12 protein-coding genes and 2 pseudogenes are annotated in these 17,309 nt (G+C 76.3%); 8 read left to right on the top strand and 6 right to left on the bottom strand.

The window, feature by feature from the left end:
• Positions 1–57: 57 nt before the first annotated feature.
• The 3 genes and pseudogenes from ACFCLZ_RS30830 to ACFCLZ_RS30840 all read right to left on the bottom strand — a co-directional run bounded on the left by ACFCLZ_RS30830 (position 58) and on the right by ACFCLZ_RS30840 (position 4,321).
• Positions 58–1,104, bottom strand: coding sequence for an SbcC/MukB-like Walker B domain-containing protein (locus ACFCLZ_RS30830; protein ID WP_380281162.1), 1,047 nt, complete (start codon positions 1,102–1,104; stop codon positions 58–60).
• Between the two features lie 1,538 nt (positions 1,105–2,642).
• Positions 2,643–3,155: pseudogene (locus ACFCLZ_RS30835) on the bottom strand (AAA family ATPase); the annotation flags it as partial.
• Positions 3,152–4,321 (bottom strand): exonuclease SbcCD subunit D, encoded by a 1,170-nt coding sequence (locus ACFCLZ_RS30840; RefSeq protein WP_380281163.1) that lies wholly within the window; start codon positions 4,319–4,321, stop codon positions 3,152–3,154. The gene ACFCLZ_RS30840 and the pseudogene ACFCLZ_RS30835, both read right to left, overlap by 4 nt.
• 386 nt (positions 4,322–4,707) lie before the next feature.
• Between ACFCLZ_RS30840 and ACFCLZ_RS30845 the strand changes: the two genes are divergently transcribed.
• From ACFCLZ_RS30845 to ACFCLZ_RS30860, 4 genes are all read left to right on the top strand, one after another.
• Positions 4,708–5,556, top strand: coding sequence for a hypothetical protein (locus ACFCLZ_RS30845; protein WP_380281164.1), 849 nt, complete (start codon positions 4,708–4,710; stop codon positions 5,554–5,556).
• Positions 5,557–5,809: 253 nt separating this feature from the next.
• On the top strand, positions 5,810–6,508 hold the full coding sequence (locus ACFCLZ_RS30850) for a hypothetical protein (RefSeq protein WP_380281165.1): 699 nt from the start codon (positions 5,810–5,812) through the stop codon (positions 6,506–6,508).
• Positions 6,505–6,891 carry a glyoxalase gene (locus tag ACFCLZ_RS30855; RefSeq protein WP_380281166.1) on the top strand — a complete coding sequence of 129 codons (387 nt, stop codon included), beginning with the start codon at positions 6,505–6,507 and terminating at the stop codon, positions 6,889–6,891. Before ACFCLZ_RS30850 ends, ACFCLZ_RS30855 begins: the two co-directional genes overlap by 4 nt.
• Positions 6,892–7,104: 213 nt before the next feature.
• The gene (locus ACFCLZ_RS30860; protein ID WP_380281167.1) at positions 7,105–7,884 is read left to right on the top strand and encodes an SGNH/GDSL hydrolase family protein; all 780 of its coding nucleotides are present in this window, start codon (positions 7,105–7,107) and stop codon (positions 7,882–7,884) included.
• A 41-nt stretch (positions 7,885–7,925) separates the two neighbouring features.
• On the opposite strand, the pseudogene ACFCLZ_RS30865 reads toward ACFCLZ_RS30860, so the two are convergent.
• From ACFCLZ_RS30865 to ACFCLZ_RS30875, 3 genes and pseudogenes are all read right to left on the bottom strand, one after another.
• Positions 7,926–8,357, bottom strand: a pseudogene (locus tag ACFCLZ_RS30865) (nitroreductase family deazaflavin-dependent oxidoreductase); the annotation flags it as partial.
• A gap of 465 nt (positions 8,358–8,822) precedes the next feature.
• Positions 8,823–9,968, bottom strand: a complete 1,146-nt coding sequence (locus ACFCLZ_RS30870) for a polysaccharide deacetylase family protein (RefSeq protein WP_380281168.1) — start codon at positions 9,966–9,968, stop codon at positions 8,823–8,825.
• Positions 9,969–10,201: 233 nt separating this feature from the next.
• A complete protein-coding gene (locus tag ACFCLZ_RS30875; protein ID WP_380281169.1) occupies positions 10,202–12,046 on the bottom strand; it encodes an AMP-dependent synthetase/ligase in 1,845 nt (614 codons plus the stop codon).
• A 477-nt stretch (positions 12,047–12,523) separates the two neighbouring features.
• Between ACFCLZ_RS30875 and ACFCLZ_RS30880 the strand changes: the two genes are divergently transcribed.
• The 4 genes from ACFCLZ_RS30880 to ACFCLZ_RS30895 all read left to right on the top strand — a co-directional run bounded on the left by ACFCLZ_RS30880 (position 12,524) and on the right by ACFCLZ_RS30895 (position 17,204).
• Positions 12,524–15,475: a nitrate- and nitrite sensing domain-containing protein gene (locus ACFCLZ_RS30880; protein WP_380281170.1), complete on the top strand. Its 2,952-nt coding sequence runs from the start codon at positions 12,524–12,526 to the stop codon at positions 15,473–15,475.
• 124 nt (positions 15,476–15,599) lie between these two features.
• Positions 15,600–16,019 (top strand): roadblock/LC7 domain-containing protein, encoded by a 420-nt coding sequence (locus tag ACFCLZ_RS30885; RefSeq protein WP_350542745.1) that lies wholly within the window; start codon positions 15,600–15,602, stop codon positions 16,017–16,019.
• Positions 16,020–16,213: 194 nt separating this feature from the next.
• Entirely contained in the window at positions 16,214–16,543 is a 330-nt protein-coding gene (locus tag ACFCLZ_RS30890) for a DUF742 domain-containing protein (protein ID WP_380286338.1), read from the top strand.
• Positions 16,524–17,204 (top strand): ATP/GTP-binding protein, encoded by a 681-nt coding sequence (locus ACFCLZ_RS30895; protein ID WP_380281171.1) that lies wholly within the window; start codon positions 16,524–16,526, stop codon positions 17,202–17,204. Before ACFCLZ_RS30890 ends, ACFCLZ_RS30895 begins: the two co-directional genes overlap by 20 nt.
• Positions 17,205–17,309 lie beyond the last annotated feature (105 nt).

A 17,309-nucleotide genomic window follows, 5' to 3' on the forward strand; every position in this document is an offset into this window, starting at 1 on the left:
CCGGACCGAGCGGAACGGGTCCGCCCCCCGGCCCCGACCCCGATCCCGCGGCGCCCGTCAGGCGTCCTCCCGCCCCGCCAGGGCCAGGGTCGAGCCGTGCCGGCCCTTGCGGACCAGCAGCTGGGCCGGGATCCGGCTGCGCAGATCGGCGACGTGGCTGACGATCCCGACCGCGCGGTCCCGCTCCCGCAGACCGTCGAGGACGTCCATCACCTCCTCCAGGGTGTGCTCGTCGAGGCTGCCGAAGCCCTCGTCGATGAACAGGGTGTCCAGCGGCATGCCCCCGGCCTCGTCGGTGACGACGTCGGCCAGGCCGAGCGCCAGCGCCAGCGAGGCGAAGAAGCTCTCGCCGCCGGAGAGCGTCGCGGTGTCGCGCTCCGTGCCGGTCCAGGCGTCCACCACGCGCAGCGCCAGCCCCGAGCGCTTGTTGCCCGTGCCCCGGCCGTCGCTGTGGACGAGGGTGTAGCGGCCGCCGGACATCCGGACCAGCCGGTCGCTGGCCGCGGCCGCCACCTGCTCCAGCCGCGCCGCCAGGACGTACGACTCCAGGCGCATCCGGAGCCGGTTGTCGGCCGAGGTGCCGGCCGCCAGCGCCGCGAGCCGGCTGATCCGCGCGTACCGGTCCAGCTCCGGAGCCAGCGAGCGGGCCAGCTCGGCCAACTGCCGCCCGATCGCGGCGAGCGCCTCGCACCGCACCCGGGCCGCGTCCCGCGCCGCGTGCGCCGCCCGCAGCCGGTCGGTGGCGGCGCCGAGCGCGGCGCGGGTGCCCGGCAGGTCGGCGGGCGGCCGGGCGGCGGCCTCGGCCGGCTCCGGCTCGGCGAGCCGCCGCTCGGCCGCCGCCAGCTCCGCCCGGTGCCGGTCCAACCGCTGCTCCAGCCGCTCGCGCTCCGGCCGGGGCAGCAGGACGGCGGCGGCGTCCTGCGCGCTCGCGAACCCGGCCGCCACCGCGGCGCCGGCCAGTTCGTCGTCGGCCCGCTTGAGCTGGTGCGCCGCCTCGGCGGCGGCCCGGGCCGCGCCCGCCAGCGCCGCCACGGCCGAGGCCAGACGGTCCAGGGCGGCCGCGCGGGCCGCCACCGACGGCGCGTCACCCCGGGCCGCCGCCACCCGGGCACCCAGCTTCTCCTGCTCGGCGTGCAGGGTCCGCGACTGGGCGGCCAGCTCGGCGCTCCGCTCCCGGGCCCCGGCCAGCGCCGTGCGGCGGACGGCCTGCTCGGCGGTGAGCCGCTCGATCGCTCGGCCCGCCGGGCCGAGCCCTCCGCGGCCCGGAGCGCCTCGCGGTGCTCGCGCTCCAGCCCGGCGAGCGCCTCGGCGAGGGCGCCGGCGGGCTCCTCCCCGGCCGCGCCGGCGGCCGCCGCCCGGCGCACCTGGAGGCCGGACAGCTTCCGCTCCGCCGCCTCGGCGGCCTGCTCGGCGGCCGTCTGGGCCCGCCGGGCGCGCTCCTCGTCCTCGGCCCGGACCGGCTCGCCGACCGGGCGGGCGGGGTCGGGGTGCTCCGTCGAGCCGCAGACCCGGCACGGCTCCCCGGCGCCCAGCCGCGCGGCCAGCTCGGCGGCCATCCCGGCCAGCCGGCGCTCGCGGAGGTCCAGGCCGTGCTGCCGGGCGTCCAGCGCCTCCGCGCGCAGCGCGAGCGTGCGCGGCCGGGCGTGGTCGATCTCCAGGTCCAGCCCGTCCCGGTCGCGGGCGGCGGCGAGCCGGGCGGCCAGCTCCGCGCGCCGGGCGTCCAGCCGTTCGACCCGCCCGGCGGCGTCCCGCGCGGCGGACTCCTCCGCCTGGAGGGCGGCCAGCCGGGGCTCGAAGTCGGCCAGCCAGTCGCCCGCCTCCTCGGCGAGGTCCTCGGCGCGCCGCAGGTCGGCCGCCAGCGCCGCCCGCGCGCCGTCCAGCTCGGCGCACTGCCGCTCGTCCTCCCGGGCCGCCTCCAGCCGGACGATCTCCGCCCGCAGCCGCCGCTCGGCCTCGGCCAGTTCCTCGGCCTCGGCGTGCGCCGGAGCCGGGCCGCCGTCCACCACGACGTCGCGCCCCGCCGGGCCGTCGGCGGCCTCGGCCAGCACCGCCCGGTGCCGGTGCTCCTCCTCCCGGGCCCGCCGGTACGCCTGGGCCGCGCGCTCGCGCAGGTGCAGCACCGGCTCGACGCCGACCGCGGCCTGCGCCGCCGCCAGCCGCTGCCGGTCCGCCGCCCGGGCGGGCTCGTCCTCGGCGAGCCGGGCCGCCTCCCGCACCGCCTGCCGGTGCCGGTCCTGCCGGTCGGCCAGCTGCTCGGCGGCCTCCCGCGCCCGCTGCGCCGCCCGGTGCGCCTCCTCCGCGCCCGCCAGCGCCGCCCCGGCGACGGTCAGCTGCTCGGCCGCGCCGCCGCGCAGCACGGCCGCCCAGCCCAGCACGCCGGCGGTGAGCTCGGTGTCCGCCGCGGCACCCGCCGGGCCGGACTCCTCCTCACCGGGCACCCGGCCCGCGGCCGGCTCGGCGCCCGGGCCGGCCGCCTGCTCCGCCCTGCTCGCCAGGTCGCGCAGCCGCCGGCGCCCCGCCTGGACGGCGGCCTCGTGGGCCCGGCGCTGCTCGGCCAGCCAGGCCTCGACGGACTGGAACCGCTCGGTGTCGAACAGCCGGCGCAGCAGCTTGCCGCGCTCCTCCGAGTCCGCCCGCAGGAACCGCGCGAAGTCGCCCTGCGGCAGCAGCACCACCTGGCAGAACTGGTCCCGGCTCATCCCGATCAGCCGGTGGATCTCCTCCCCGGCCTCCTGGTGCGACTTGCTGACGGCCCGCCAGCCCGGTGCGCCGTCGCCGGTGCCCGCGCCGTCCGCCGACCACTCGCGCAGCAGCGTCTGGGCGCGTTCGAGCGTCATGCCCCGGCCGACCTTCTTCGGCCGCGGCTGCTCCGGGACGCGGGTGATCTCCAGCCGCCGCCCGCCCAGCGTCAGCTCCAGCCGGACGGTGGTCAGCCGGTCCGGCTCGGCGTGGTCGCTGCGCAGCCGGTTGGCCCGGCGGGCGCCGGGCACCTCGCCGTAGAGGGCGTAGCAGACCGCGTCCAGCACGCTGCTCTTGCCCGCGCCGGTCGCGCCGCGCAGCAGGAACAGCCCGCCGGCGGCCAGCGCGTCGAAGTCGACCGCCTCGGTGCCCGCGAAGGGGCCGAACGCGGTCACCTCCAGCCGGTGGAGTCTCATCGGGGCAGCTCCGCCTTCCGGTCGGTGGTCTCCCGGACGCGCTCGAAGCCCTCGCGCAGCCAGTCCAGCTCCTCCGCGTCCGGCGCGGCGCCGGGGCGCACGTGCCGCAGGAAGCCCTCGGCGATCTCCAGGTCGCTCCGCCCGCCGACCCGGGCGGCGTAGGACGCGGAGGCGGCGGTGGTGGTCTCCTCCGGTTCGAAGAGCAGCTGGAGGGTGTGCGGGAAGCGGCGGCGCAGCCGCTCCATCGGCTCGCCCGGGCGGCTCGGGTCGGTGAGGGTGGCCTGCACCCAGGACTGTTCGGCGGCGGTGTACCGCTCGTCGGTGAGCAGCTCGTCGAGCCGGCCGCGCAGCCGGGCCAGCGGCCGGGGCACCGGGCAGTACACCCGCTCGGCGGTGACCGCGCCGTCCGCCGCGAGGTCGACCAGCCACATGCTCTTGCGGTGCTCGTGCTCGGAGAAGGAGTAGGCGAGCGGGGAGCCGCTGTAGCGCAGGTGCGGGGCGAGCGTCTGGCAGCCGTGCAGATGGCCGAGCGCGGCGTAGTGCACGCCGTCGAACACGGCGGCGGGGACGGCCGCGACCCCGCCCACCGCGATGTCGCGCTCGCTGTCGCTGGGCTCGCCGCCGGTGACGAAGGCGTGCGCCAGGACCACCGCGCGGGTGCCGGGCGGCCGGGCCGCGAGGTCGGACCGGACCTGGTCCATCGCCGCGCCGAGCACCGCCGCGTGGCCGCCGCGCGCCAGTCCGAACCGCTCCCGGACCAGCGTCGGCTCCAGGTACGGCAGCCCGTAGACCGCGACCGGCCCGTGCTCGTCGGCCAGCAGCACCGGCTCGGCGCACTCGCCCGGGTCCGTGCGCAGGTGGACGCCGGCCCGGCCGATGAGCCCCGCGCCCACGCCGAGGCGGCGGGCGGAGTCGTGGTTGCCGCTGATGAACACCGTCGGCACGCCGAGGCCCGCGAGCCGGTGCAGCACGTCGTCGAACAGCGCCACCGCCTCCAGCCCCGGCAGCGCGCGGTCGTACACGTCACCGGCGACCAGCACGGCGTCCACGCCTTCGTCCCGGACCACCGCCACCAGGTGGTCCAGGAAGGCGCGCTGGGCGTCGTGCAGGCTCTCCCGGTGGAACGAGCGCCCCAGGTGCCAGTCGGAGGTATGCAGCAGTCGCATGGTCCCCGACCATAACGGGCGCCACCGACAGTCCGGCACGGAACGGGACTCCCCGCCCGCCCCGCCGGTGCTCCGGGCCTCCTCCCGGCGGTCGCTCCGCGTCGATTGTCAGTGACCGTGTGTATGGTCACGATCGCCGGGAGCCGAGGGGCTCGTGGGGCCGGTGCGACAGGTGCGGACGGCGGGAGGAAGGGGTCATGGTCGTGCGGGACGCGATGCGTGGTGGGTGTGCGGGGCGGCGCCGGCCCGGGCCGGGCGGTCCGGTGGCGCGGGGCCTCGGCGGGCGGCCTCCGGGCGGTGGTCCGGGCGGTCCGGGCGGTCCGGGCGGGCCCGGCGCGCGGGGACGGCGGGCGGGGCGGCCGCGCGGGGCGCCGCCGCCCCAGCCGGTGGCGCTCGCGGTGGTGGTCCGCGCCGCCGACTTCGCCGACCTCGCGGGGCACGGGCTGTTCGGCGGGCTGTCGTTCCGGGCCTACCTGCGGCGGGTGGCGGTCCAGCTCAGGGCGCTGGGCGGGAACGGCTTCGAGGTCCACCTGCGGGTGCTGGACCCGGCGGACTACGAGGAGTACTGCGAGGCGCTGGGCTTCGACCCCGGGGACGCGGCGGCCCGGGTGGCGTACGCGGCCGATCCCGAGCTGGCCGGGGAGCCGTTCGTCCACACCGGGCAGCGGCTGGCCGTGCTGCTGCCGGAGCTGGCCGACGACCACCGGGCCAGGGTGCGGATCTCCATCGCGATGGCGGCGCTGCTGGCGGCGGTCGGCGAGGGGGCGCGGGCGGAGCCGCGGCTGGTGGCGGTGATGCGGCACGCCGTCGAGGTCGGGTCGGCGGTGGCCGTCGGCGCCGGTGACGGCCTCCACCTGGTGACGCTGCGCTGCCACGGCCCCGAGGACGGCGAGGAGCTGACCGCGGCGAGCGACCTCCTGGTGGAGCGGGGCCGGTTCGCCACGGCGGGGCGGGACGGGGAGGCGTTCTGCGTGACGCTGGCGGCGGGGCTGGCCGCCGGCGGCGTCGGGGCGATGGTGCTGCACGGGGATCCGGCGGCGCCCGGCGGGCAGACGGTGCGGGGCTGGGCGCTGCACGGCGGGCGGCTGCGGCCGATGACGGTCCGGGAGGTGCTGGACGAGCTGGCCGACGACGTCGGCCGCGGCCTGCCCTTCCCGCCGGCCGCCGTCCCGCTGCCGGGCTTCCCCCTCCCGGCGGCGCCCGCGGCGGAGGAGGGGGGTGGGCCCCTGGACTGACGGGGAGTGACCGGGGCCGACCGGGGCTGACCAGGGCGTTCGGCCCCCGGTGTCCACCAAGCGGCGCTGGGGACTGTTCATCGACCGCCTGTTCGGGGAAGATTTCGGGAAAGATCAACAGTGGGAACGGTCGGTGCCCCACGCCGCCGTTCCCGCCCGATCGGCCCCGAACCGGGCACCGCGAACGTCCCCGTGCACCGTGAACGTCCCGCGCACCCTCGGTCCGGCGAGCCCGACACCGAAAGGGGGACGCATGAGCCGGATCGAGTACAGCGCGGAGATCGCCGAGCTGCTCGGCCGGGTGCGCCGGCGTCCCACCGCGGGGTGGCCGTGGCGGCCGGGCGAACAAGTGCCCCCGGGCCTCGCGGTCAAGCAGTCGTGGGGGTGGCTGTTCGCCCCCGACGGCCGGGTGCTGACGCTGGTCAACCCCAAGGACGGCATCGTCTCGCTGCCCGGCGGGTCGCTGGAGCCGGAGGACGCCGGCAATCCCGGCTCCGCGCTGGCCCGGGAGGCGGGCGAGGAGGCGCAGGCGCTGATCGGCACGGCGTACTACCTCGGGTACCTCTACGACCGGGTCGGCTCGGCCAACGGCGGGAACGAGTGCGCCCGGGTCCGGATGGCCGCCGCTCTTCGGGCGGTCGGGCCGAGTGCGCCGGACCCGGCCTCGGGGCGGCACTACCGGCGGCTGCTGGTGGCGCCGGGCCTCGCCGTCGAGCTGCTCGGCTGGGGCACGCCCGGCCTGCGCCAGGCCCGGGCGGCGGTGACGGCCGCCGTCCGGTGGCTCGGCGTGCCCGCAGCCGCCAACGAGACGATCGAGGAACTGCCGGTCGCCGGCTGCGAGGTGTTCCCCGAGGCTGCCCCCGGCGCCGCTCCCGGCGAACCGACCCCCGTGCCGGATCGCCCGACGGGTCGCCCGGCGGATTGTCCGTCGGGTCGGCGCGGCGGCCGGTGAGCGCGTCCCGACCGCCCCGCGCCCGGGGCCTGTTCCACCACGTGGAGCTGTGGACGGACGACCTGGCGGTCGCTGCGGAGCAGTGGGGTCCGGTGCTGCTCGCGCTCGGGTGCGAGCCGTTCCAGCACTGGCCGAGCGGCCGCAGCTGGCGCCTCGGTGACGCCTACCTGGTGATCGAGCAGTCACCGGCGCTGCTGCCGGGCGGTCACCAACGGCTGCGGGCCGGCCTCAACCACCTCGCCGTGCACGGCGGCCACCCGGCGGTGGCCGCCGCGCTCGCCGCCGGCTGGACGGTCCGGGTGGACACCGGCGAGGCGGTCCATCTGATCGACCGCCAGGGCTTCGAGTTGGAGATCGTCCTCCACGACGGCGAGCCCGAATAGCCGCCGCTCCCCGGACGGGTGACGCTTCGTTCGGTCACCACCGGCGCTCGCGCGGTCGCCCGTAGTGAGAAAAGGGCGCGTTCCCCCTGTTGTTGTCGGACTGTTCGTCATTTCGCTTGGCATGACAACTTCACAGGAAAGCTACCGCCTGGTATCAAATTCCGTGACACACGTCACTACCGGGAGACTCTCATGCCACGCCCTGCTCGAGTCATGTCCGCCGCCGTCACCGCGGCCCTCCTGTCCCTCACCACGCTGGCCGCGGCCGGCACGGCCCACGCCGCCAGTGTCAACTACGTCGCTCTGGGCGACTCGTACTCCGCCGGCGTCGGTGCCGGCAGCTACACGAGCGAGAGCGGGAGCTGCAAGCGCAGCACCAACGCGTACGCGTACCTGTGGAAGAACGCGCACGCCCCGGCGTCGTTCAAGTTCGTCGCCTGTTCCGGAGCCAGGACCGGCGATGTGCTCAACACCCAGCTGTCCGCGCTCAGTTCGACCACCACGCTGGTCAGCATCAGCGTCGGCGGCAACGACGCGGGCTTCGCGGACACGATGCAGACGTGCGTCCTGGACTCCGAGAGCGCCTGCCTCAACGCCGTCGCCGCCGCGAAGAACTACGCCACCGGCACGCTGCCCGCCCAGCTCGACAAGGTCTACTCGACGATCCGCTCCAAGGCGCCGAACGCCCGGGTCGTCGTGCTCGGCTACCCGCACATGTACAAGGTCGGCGGCAGCTGCATCCTCGGCATCGGCGACACCAAGCGGGCCGCCATCAACGGCGCCGCCGACGTGCTCGACGACGTCCTCGCCAAGCGCGCGGCCAACGCGGGCTTCGCCTTCGGCGACGTCCGCTCGATCTTCCGCGAGCACGAGATCTGCGGCTCCAGCACCACCTGGCTGAACAGCACCACGCTGCCGGTCGACGAGAGCTATCACCCCAAGGCCGCCGGCCAGTCGGGCGGCTACCTCCCGGTGTTCTCCGCCCAGGCCTGAGCGCGCACGCACAGGTTCTGACCGGGCCCGTTCGCTCAGCGGCGCTCCAGGGCGACCACCGGCAGCACCCGCCGGGTGTGCCGCTGGTAGTCCCCGTACCCGGGCGCGGCCCGGACGACGTCCGCGAAGAGCCGGTCCCGCCGCGCGCCCTCGGCCGGGACGGCGGTCGCGTCGAACGCCTCCTCGCCGAGTTCCACCCGCACCGCCGGGCGGGCGAGCAGATTGCGGTACCACTGCGGGTCCTCGGCCGCACCGGCCGCCGAGGCGACGACCAGCAACAGGCCCTGGGCCCGTACGAATCCGAGCGGCACCGTGCGCGCCCGCCCGGTCCGCGCGCCGGCGGTGGTCAACAGCAGCAGGTTCCCGCCCTCGAAGGGGCCGCCGACCCTCCCGCCGTTGGCGCGGAACTCCTCGATGACGGACTGGTTGAAGGACAGGGGGGAGTGAGAAGAGGAAGAAGAGGACATGGGCATGTGTCTGGACTGATCTCCGAACAGGGGAAAGGACGACCGCGGACCTCGGCCGCGGCCGTGCGGAAAGGTCAGGAAAGGGGAGCGGAGTACGGATTCGTCACGCGTCGTCCCTCGGTGTCGGGTGCCGGCCCGGTCGCCGGCCGGCCCAAGTCTCTTTGGCCGGCGCCACGCTGCACGCGGCCCATCAGAGCACCCCCTCCGGCCGCTGTCAACGAGCGGTCGGCCGCGAGGAGTGAGGCCGCGAGCGGTGTGGCGCGTGGTGCTCGGCGCGCGGCCGGCGGCGGCAGTCGGGGTCGGAGCGCTCCAACTCCCGGGCATCCCGCCCCGGCCACGGGCAGCGCGCGGAACGGGCGCACCGCCGGCCCCCGTACGGGACCGGCGGTGCGGCGTGGTGCGTGGTGGTGCGACGCGAGGCGTCGGCGCGGAGCCGGGCCGGAACCGGGCCGGAACCGGGCCGAGGCGGCGTCAGCGCAGGTAGGACGCCAGTCCGGCGGGCTTGAGGCCGGCGGTCTCGGCGGCGGCCAGGGCGCGCTGGAGGTCGCCGGCGAGGGTGTCGGTCCAGTGCAGGAGGACGACGTCCCCGGGCGACAGGGTGCCCTCGTGCCAGATGTTGGAGGCGCCCCAGCTGAAGTCCGCGTCGGCGGTGAGCACGGTGCGCATGCCGCAGTTGGCGGCGGCCTGCAGGGTGTCGGTGTTCCAGGCGAAGTACGGCGGGCGGAACACGGTGGGCGCGGTGCCGAACAGGCGGGTCAGCGAGTCCCGGGCGTCGCAGATCTCCACCTGCTGCTCGGCGGGCGAGAGCTTGGTGAGGTCCGGGTGGGAGACGCTGTGGTTCTGCACGGAGGACCCGGGCACGCCGGTGACCCGCTGGAAGTAGCCGGGGTTCGCGGCGGCGGCCATCGGCAGCGGGAAGGCGGTGATCGGCAGCTGGTGGTCGGCGATGAACCGCTCCGCCTCCGGGGTGGTCTGCCAGCCGTCGTCGACGGTGAAGAAGACCACCTTGTCGCTGGTCGCCACCGAGGCGGCGGCGGTCGCCGGGGCGGGCGCGGGGCCGTCCACCCGGACGTCGTCGACCGCGAACGGGCCCTGCTGGTACCAGCCGTGGACGGCGAGGCGGACGGTGGTGGCGGTGGGGCCCGCGGTGAAGCGGGTGGTGAGCTTCTGCCAGCCGCCGTGGGTGTCCTCGCTCCAGGCGGGGGCGGTCGGGCGGTCGGTGCCGTCGGTGGCGCCGAGGAAGACGAACTTCCCGCGGACCCAGGCGGAGGCGGTGTAGGTGGTGCCGGGCTGGACCGAGACGGTCTGCGCGCACTCGCCGGTGGACTCGTCGCCCGCCGGGGCGACGGCCAGGGCGGAGCCGCCCGTGTGCGGGGCGGCGGTGGTGACGGAGGCCTCGGCGGGCCCGCCGGAGCAGCGCCAGCCGGGCACGCTGCCCCAGTCGGCGAGCGAGGAGGCGGGGATCTCGAACCCGGGGTTGGTGGCCAGGTTGACGGTGGGCGCGGCGGCGGCCCCGGGCGCCGCGGCCGCGGCGGGCCCGGCGAGACCGGCCGTCAGCAGCGCGGCGCAGGCGCCCAGTGCCGACAGGCGTGCGGACATGCGCGAGGAGATGGACATGTGGGGACTCCTGCGTGGGGGCGCGCCCGTTGGGGCGGGCGCGCGGGCGTGGGGATGGGGGAGGTGGGGATGGGGGAGGTGGGAATGTGGGGATGCTCCCGGAGGGGGCGGGAGCCGTCGGCGTGCCGCACTCGGACCGGAGAAAAACAATGGACTGGACCACTGCGATCGTCAAGGAGTGGCGGACCGCGCTCCGCTCACCGACCCGGTGGCAAAAAGGACAAGACGCGCCGTCAGGGGGCGTACAGCTCTTCGATGTCCTGCGCGTAGTACGCGGTGATCGCCGCCCGCCGCAGTTTCAGCGAGGGTGTCATCAGCCCCTGCTCCATGCCGAACTCCCGGGGCAGCAGCCGGAACGCGCGGATCGACTCGGCGCGGGAGACGGCGGTGTTGGCCGCCGCGACGGCGCGCTGGATCTCGGCGTGCAGGTCCTCGTCGGTGAGCACCGCCCACGGGTCCGCCTGCCCGCGCCCGCGCCGTTTCAGCCAGTGCGCCAGCGCCGCCGGGTCGAGGGTGATCAGCGCGCCCACGTAGGGGCGGTCGTCGCCCACCACCAGGCACTGCGAGACCAGCGGGTGGCTCGCGACCCGGAGCTCCAGGGCGGCGGGGGCGAGGTTCTTGCCGCTGCTGGTGACGATGAGGTCCTTCTTGCGGCCGGTGATGGTGAGGTAGCCGTCCTCGTCCAGGCGCCCGAGGTCGCCGGTGCCGAACCAGCCGTCGATCAGCGACTCGGCGGTGCAGCCCGGGTGGTTGAGGTAGCCGCCGAAGACGCCGGGGCCGCGCACCCACACCTCGCCGTCGTCGGCGATCGCCACGGTGGCACCGGGCACCGGCCGTCCGACCGTGCCGACCTTCGAGCGCCCGGGCGGGTTGCCGGTGATCGCGGCGGAGGTCTCGGTGAGCCCGTAGCCCTCGTACAGCTGGAAGCCGATCCCGGTGTAGAACAGGCCGAGTTCGCGCTCCAGCGTCGAGCCGCCGCACATCAGCGTCCGCAGCCGGCCGCCGAACACGGCGCGCAGCCGCTGGTGGACCGTCCGCTCGTAGGCCAGGTGGCGCAGCCGCAGCGCGGGGCCCGGGCCGGGGCCGTGCCCGAAGGCGCGCTGCTCGCGGCAGGTGGCCCAGTCGACGGCCACCTGCCGGGCCTGTTCGAACAGTTCACCGCGCCCGGTCTCCTCGGCGGCCCGCCGGGCCTGCTGGAACACCTTGTCGAGCACGTACGGGACGACGAGCAGGAAGGTCGGGCGCAGCGCGGCGAGCGCGGGCAGCAGGGCGTCGGTGGACACCTCGGGGACGTGGCCGAGCCGGAAGCCGCCGCGCACCGCCGCGATCTGCACCATCCGCCCGTAGACGTGCGCCAGCGGCAGGAAGAGCACGGTGGAGGGCTGGTGGCCGCCGGTGTCGCGCAGCGCCTCGTCCCAGCAGGCGAGCAGCGAGTCGGCCGCGGCGGCCAGGGCGCCGTGGGTGATCAGGCAGCCCTTGGGGCGGCCGGTGGTGCCGGAGGTGTAGACGACGGTGGCGACGGTGCCGGCGGTGACGCCGAGCCGCTGGCGGTGGACCAGCGAGTCGGGGACCTCGCGCCCGTCCTCGACGATCGAGGCGACGCAGCCCCGGTCCAGCTGCCAGATGCCGGTCAGGTCGGGTAACGCGTCGCAGACCGCGCCGACGGTCATCGCGTGGTCCTCGTCCTCGACCAGGCAGGCCACCGCCTGGGTCTCGGCGAGGATCCAGCGGACCTGCTCGGGGGCGGCGGTGGGGTAGACGGGGACGGGGATCGCGCCGATCGACCAGAGTGCGTAGTCGAACAGCGCCCACTCGTAGCGGGTGCGGGACATCAGCGCGACCCGGTCGCCGTAGCGCACGCCGCGGGTGAGCAGGCCCTTGGCGAGGGCGAGCACCTCGTCGCGGAAGCTGGCCGCGGTGACGTCCTGCCAGCCGCTCGCGCCGGCGGACCGGGCGCTCCCGGCGGGGCGGGTCAACTGGAGCAGGCCGGGGGAGCGTTCGGCGGTGTCGTAGAGCGAGTCGGCCAGTCCGCCGGTGGCCGGCGGTCCGACCGGGGCGGGGGTGGTGAACTCGCGCACGATCCCCCCGATCAGTCCTGCAGGTGGAGCGAAACTATCGGATAGCGTGCCGACTGCCCAGGGTTGTGACCGTGACGCGACGAGATCGGCACCGGGTCGTGCGGAAAGTGCCGTGGAACGGTCGTCCGCCGTCCTCGCGCCGCCGGTCAGCGGCGTGACGGCGGCATGACGGCGGTGCTGCGGCGGCGCTGCGGCGGTGCGCAAACCGGTGATCCCGGTGCCGATCCGGACACGATCCGGGCCGGGGCGAAGAGAGGCCGGGTTCGACCCTCGAACGAGTGGTCAGGGCGTAGTAGAGTCTCGCAGACCTGCGGCCGGGGCTCCCGGCCTGTCCTGAAAAGCACCCCCGGACCGGCACTTGGTCCGTACCAACCAACCCGCCCGCCTTCCGTCCGCGCCGATCCACGCCCCGCCGCCCCCCGCCGACCCCGCCGCCCGCACCCCGTCCGCGCCTGGCACTTCCCGACCGAGGACTCCATGCGTCTGCGCAGCAGCTCGATCCGCGCGAAGATCATCGCGCTGCTCCTGGTGCCCATCGTCGCCCTCGCCGCCCTCTGGGCGTACGCGACGCTCACCACCGCCGGTGACGTCTGGAGCCGGCTGGACCTCAGCCGGACGTACAAGGAGTTCGGCACCCCGGTCGACCAGTACGCACACGACCTGCAGAACGAGCGCCGGGCCGCCGTCAAACGGCTGGCCGACCCGGCCTCGCGCGCCGCGCAGGACGCCCTCGAACAGGCCCAGGCCGCCACCGACCGGGACCTCGCCGTCCTGCGGCAGAAGAAGGACACCCGGAGCAGCCGGCTCGACGAGGCCCAGCGCGGCCGCCTGCTGCAGATCCTCGCCGCCGCCGACCAACTCGCCCCGCTGCGCGCCCAGGTCGGCAGGGCCGCGCTCAACTGGGAGTTCGCGCTCGCGCAGTACAGCGACCTGGTCAAGCCCACCTTCGGCTTCCGGTCCGCCTTCGTCGCCCGCCAGAGCGGCCAGCTCCCGCGCCAGGGCACCATCCTGACCGAGCTGGTGCGCGCCCGCGAGTACCTCTCCCAGGAGGACGCGGCCATGGAGGGGCTGCGCACCGCGATCGCCCGGCCCACGTCCGAGCAGTACCAGGTCGCGCTCGACGCCCTGCACAACCAGCAGGCCCTGTTCACCGTCTACATCGCCGAGCTGGACCCGGTCGACCAGGCCGACTACATCGCCCTGCGCGGCGGCGAGGCCTGGGCCGCGCTCGCCCGGGCCGAGGCGGACTTCGTCGGCGCGGGCGGCCCCGAGCGGGTGGTCCAGGCGATCGACGGAGGCGACTGGCGGCAGACCGCCGACCACGCGCTCGGCGACCTCGCGGCGATCAACACCCGGCTGGCCGGCACCATCGACGACCGCGACCACTCGTACGCGATCGGACTGCTCTGGCGCGGCGGCATCGCCGGTGTGATCGGCCTGGTCGCCGTGGTGCTCTCGGTGCTCATTTCCTACCGGATCGGCCGCGGCCTGGTCCGCGAGCTGATCGGCCTGCGCAACGCCGCGAACGAGCTGGCCGGCACCCGGCTGCCCTCGGTGATGCTGCGGCTGCGCAAGGGCGAGGCGGTCGACGTCGCCGCCGAGGCCCCCGAGCTGGAGTTCGGCGCGGCCGAGATCGGCCAGGTCGGACAGGCGATCAACGCCGTGCAGCGGGCCGCCGTCGAGGCCGCCGTCGAACAGGCCGAACTGCGGCGCGGCGTCTCCGCGGTCTTCGTCAACCTGGCCCGGCGCAGCCAGGTGCTGCTGCACCGCCAGCTGACCCTGCTCGACACCATGGAGCGGCGCACCGAGGACCCGGCGGAGCTGGAGGACCTCTTCAAGGTCGACCACCTCACCACCCGCATGCGCCGGCACGCCGAGGGCCTGATCATCCTGGCCGGCGGCTCGCCGGGCCGGGCCTGGCGCAAGCCGGTGCGGATGGTGGACGTGGTCCGCGCGGCGGTCGGCGAGGTCGAGGACTACGCCCGGGTGATCGTCCGGCCGTTCCCCGGCACCGGGCTGCTCGGCAGCGCGGTCGCGGACGTCACCCACCTGGTCGCCGAACTGGTCGAGAACGCGGCGGTCTACTCCCCGCCCGCCACCCAGGTCACCGTCCAGGGCGAGGTGGTCGCGCACGGCTTCGCGCTGGAGATCGACGACCGGGGGCTCGGGCTGAGCGAGCAGGCCCTCGCCGGGATCAACGAACGCCTCGCCGTGGAGCAGGAGTTCGACCTCGCGGACACCGACCGGCTCGGCCTGTTCGTGGTCAGCCGGCTGGCGCGGCGGCACGGCATCCGGGTGCACCTGCGGCCCTCGCCGTACGGGGGGACCACGGCGGTGGTGCTGATACCCCGCGAACTGCTGGCGGAGGCGCCGGACGGGCGGCCGGAACCGCCGGCTGCGGGCGTGGGCGTGCGCGCTGGCGCGGGCGTCGGCTCCGGCGCGGGGACGGGGACGGGGGCTGGTGCGGGGGCTGGTGCGGCCGGGGGACGGCGTGCGGCGGTGGGTCGGCGCGACCTCGTCGCGGTGCCGGCGCTCGGCGCGGACGCGGCGGCGGGCACCGGCGGCCCGGGTGCCGCGAACGGCGCCGGCGGGTCGAACGGACTTGACGGATCTGACGGATTCGACGGATTCGACGGAGCTGACGGATCGAACCGGTCGAACGGCGAGGGCGGGCGGCACCGGATCAGCGGGGGGCCGCGCCCCTCGGTGTCCGAACCCGCGCGCACGCCCGGCGGACTGCCGCGCCGGTCGCGGGGCAACGGCGGGCCGGTGCTCGTACCGGCGCCCGCCGCCGGGACCGCCGGGCCCGGGACCGGTCGGCACCGGCGTGCCGAGGCCCGGGGCACGGCCGTGGCGGACACCGTGACGGACGCGGCGGCGACGGTCCCCGAGGACACCGCCCCGCCGAGCGGTGGCACGCCGAGCGGTGGCACGCCGCGTGACGGCGCCGCGCCCGGCGCCCTGCCGCGCCGCGTCCGACAGGCGAGCCTCGCCCCGCAGTTGCGCGAGCGGGCGGCGGAGACCGCGGCCGCCCCGGACGCCGGGCGACCGGACGGCGGGGCGGAGGCGGCGCGCGAGCGTTCGCCCGAGGAGGCCCGGGCCACCTTCGCCTCGTTCCAGCGCGGCTTCACCCGGGGCCGGGGCGCCACCGGAGCCCCGCCCGCCTCCCGGCCGTCACCGGCGCCGAGGCCCGTTCCCGGCTGGCAGCCGCCGGACCCGGGTCGTCGCGCGATCAGTCCGGCGCCCGCCCCGGCGGCGCTGCCCGGTCCGGCCGGGGGCGAACCGGCGCCGCTGGCCCGCCGCGCTCCCGTCCCGCCGCCGGCCAGGTTCGCCCCGGCTCCGCGCGGCTCGGCGGAACCGGGCGCACCCGCCGGTCCGTTGTCCGACGGGCCGTCCGACAGCACGGCACCACCCGCACCACCGGTATGACCCGTTCGACCCGCACCGCCGTACGGCCCGCGCCACCGGCGCGACCGGCACCACCAGTACCACCGGCACGACAAGCATCACCGGCACGACCCGCACCACCCGCTCCAGCGGAAGGAACAGATTCATGACCACTTCGACGCAGTCGCCCGGAGACCTCAACTGGCTCCTGGACGACCTGGTCGGACGCGTCGCCGCGCTCCGACACGCGGTGATCCTCTCCAGCGACGGCCTGGCCACCGGCGCCTCCCGCGACCTCGACCGGGAGGACGCCGAGCACCTGGCCGCCGTCGCGGCAGGCTTCCACAGCCTGGCGAAGGGCGCCGGCGGGCACTTCAAGGTCGGCGGCGTGCGCCAGACCATGGTCGAGCTGGACGAGGCCTTCCTGTTCATCACCGCGGCCGGCGACGGCAGCTGCCTCGCGGTGCTGAGCGAGGCCGAGGCGGACATCGGCCAGATCGCCTACGAGATGGCCCTGCTGGTCAAGCGGGTCGGCGAGCACCTGGCCGCCGAACCGCGCGCCGACGTGGCCCCGCCCGGGAGATGAGCGGTCGGATGGCGGACGAGGAACCGACGTCGGCGCCCCCGGACCCGGGGGCGGACGGCCGGGGACCGGACGACCGGGAGCCGGAGGGCCCGGACGGCCCGGACGGGGCCGGGGTCGACCTGTTCCGGGCACGGACCCCGGTCGACGACCGCTGGTTCGACGACGACGCCGGCCCGGTGGTGCGGCTGTACTCGATGACCCGCGGCCGGACCCGGCCGGTCGAGGACGGCCTGTTCGACCTGATCTCACTGATCACCGCCAAGGACCCCGCGCCGGCCATGGGGGCCGTGCCCGCGCACGTGCTCGACCCGGAGCACCAGACCATCCTGGCCTGGTGCCGCCGGGAGCCGATCTCCGTGGCCGAGCTCGGCTCCTACACCGATCTGCCGGTCAGCGTCGTGCGCGTCCTGCTCGGCGATCTCTACGACGCCGACCTGATCAGCGTCACCCGACCCGTTCCGCTCGCCGAGCTGCCGGACGAGCGCCTGCTGCGAGACGTGATCAATGGACTCCGTGCGCTCTGACCTGCCCGCGACCGCTGCCGCCGCCCAGCCGCCGCCCGCCCACGACCGGGCCGGCGGCACGGGCGGCGCCCGGGCCAACGACCCGCGCTGGCGGGGCGGCCCGGCGGTCGCGGTGAAGATCCTGGTCGCCGGCGGCTTCGGCGCGGGCAAGACCACCCTGGTCGGCTCGGTCAGCGAGATCCGCCCGCTGCGCACCGAGGAGGAACTCAGCGAGCTGGGCCGGCCGGTGGACGACACCGCGGGCGTGGAGGCCAAGCGCACCACCACGGTGGCGATGGACTTCGGCCGGATCGACCTGCGGCCCGGGCTCGCCCTCTACCTGTTCGGCACGCCCGGCCAGGACCGGTTCTGGTTCGTCTGGGACGAGCTGGCCCGGGGCGCGCTCGGCGCGGTGGTGCTGGCCGACACCCGGCGTCTGGCGGACTGCTTCCCCTCGGTGGACTTCTTCGAGCAGCGCGGCATCCCGTTCCTGGTGGCCGTGAACTGCTTCGAGGGCAGTGAGGTCTTCGCTCCCGAGGAGGTCCGGGACGCGCTCGACCTGGACCCGGGCATCCCCGTGATGCTCTGCGACGCCCGCCTCCGCGAGGACGGCAAGGAGCTGCTGGTGGCGCTGGTCGAGCACGCGGCCGCCCGCCGGCGGAACGCGCCGGCCACCGTCTGAGCCCGCGCCGGACACGCCGCGCGGCCGTGCTCCCGGTCCCGCCAAGGCGGGTGGTGCCGCGTCAGCGTCTCATTCCGCTGTTCACATGCCGGACGGTCGGAGCCC

The sequence above is a fragment of the Kitasatospora purpeofusca genome (assembly GCF_042691725.1).
In the GTDB taxonomy this organism is placed as follows: Bacteria; Actinomycetota; Actinomycetes; order Streptomycetales; family Streptomycetaceae; genus Kitasatospora; species Kitasatospora purpeofusca_B.

Bases quoted from the DNA above. Each gene is read 5' to 3' on its own strand.
- ACFCLZ_RS30840 (WP_380281163.1), bottom strand. From the start codon at position 4,321: ATGCGACTGCTGCATACCTCCGACTGGCACCTGGGGCGCTCGTTCCAC.
- ACFCLZ_RS30850 (WP_380281165.1), top strand. From the start codon at position 5,810: ATGAGCCGGATCGAGTACAGCGCGGAGATCGCCGAGCTGCTCGGCCGG.
- ACFCLZ_RS30860 (WP_380281167.1), top strand. From the start codon at position 7,105: ATGTCCGCCGCCGTCACCGCGGCCCTCCTGTCCCTCACCACGCTGGCC.
- ACFCLZ_RS30870 (WP_380281168.1), bottom strand. From the start codon at position 9,968: ATGTCCATCTCCTCGCGCATGTCCGCACGCCTGTCGGCACTGGGCGCC.
- ACFCLZ_RS30880 (WP_380281170.1), top strand. From the start codon at position 12,524: ATGCGTCTGCGCAGCAGCTCGATCCGCGCGAAGATCATCGCGCTGCTC.
- ACFCLZ_RS30885 (WP_350542745.1), top strand. From the start codon at position 15,600: ATGACCACTTCGACGCAGTCGCCCGGAGACCTCAACTGGCTCCTGGAC.
- ACFCLZ_RS30890 (WP_380286338.1), top strand. From the start codon at position 16,214: ATGACCCGCGGCCGGACCCGGCCGGTCGAGGACGGCCTGTTCGACCTG.
- ACFCLZ_RS30895 (WP_380281171.1), top strand. From the start codon at position 16,524: ATGGACTCCGTGCGCTCTGACCTGCCCGCGACCGCTGCCGCCGCCCAG.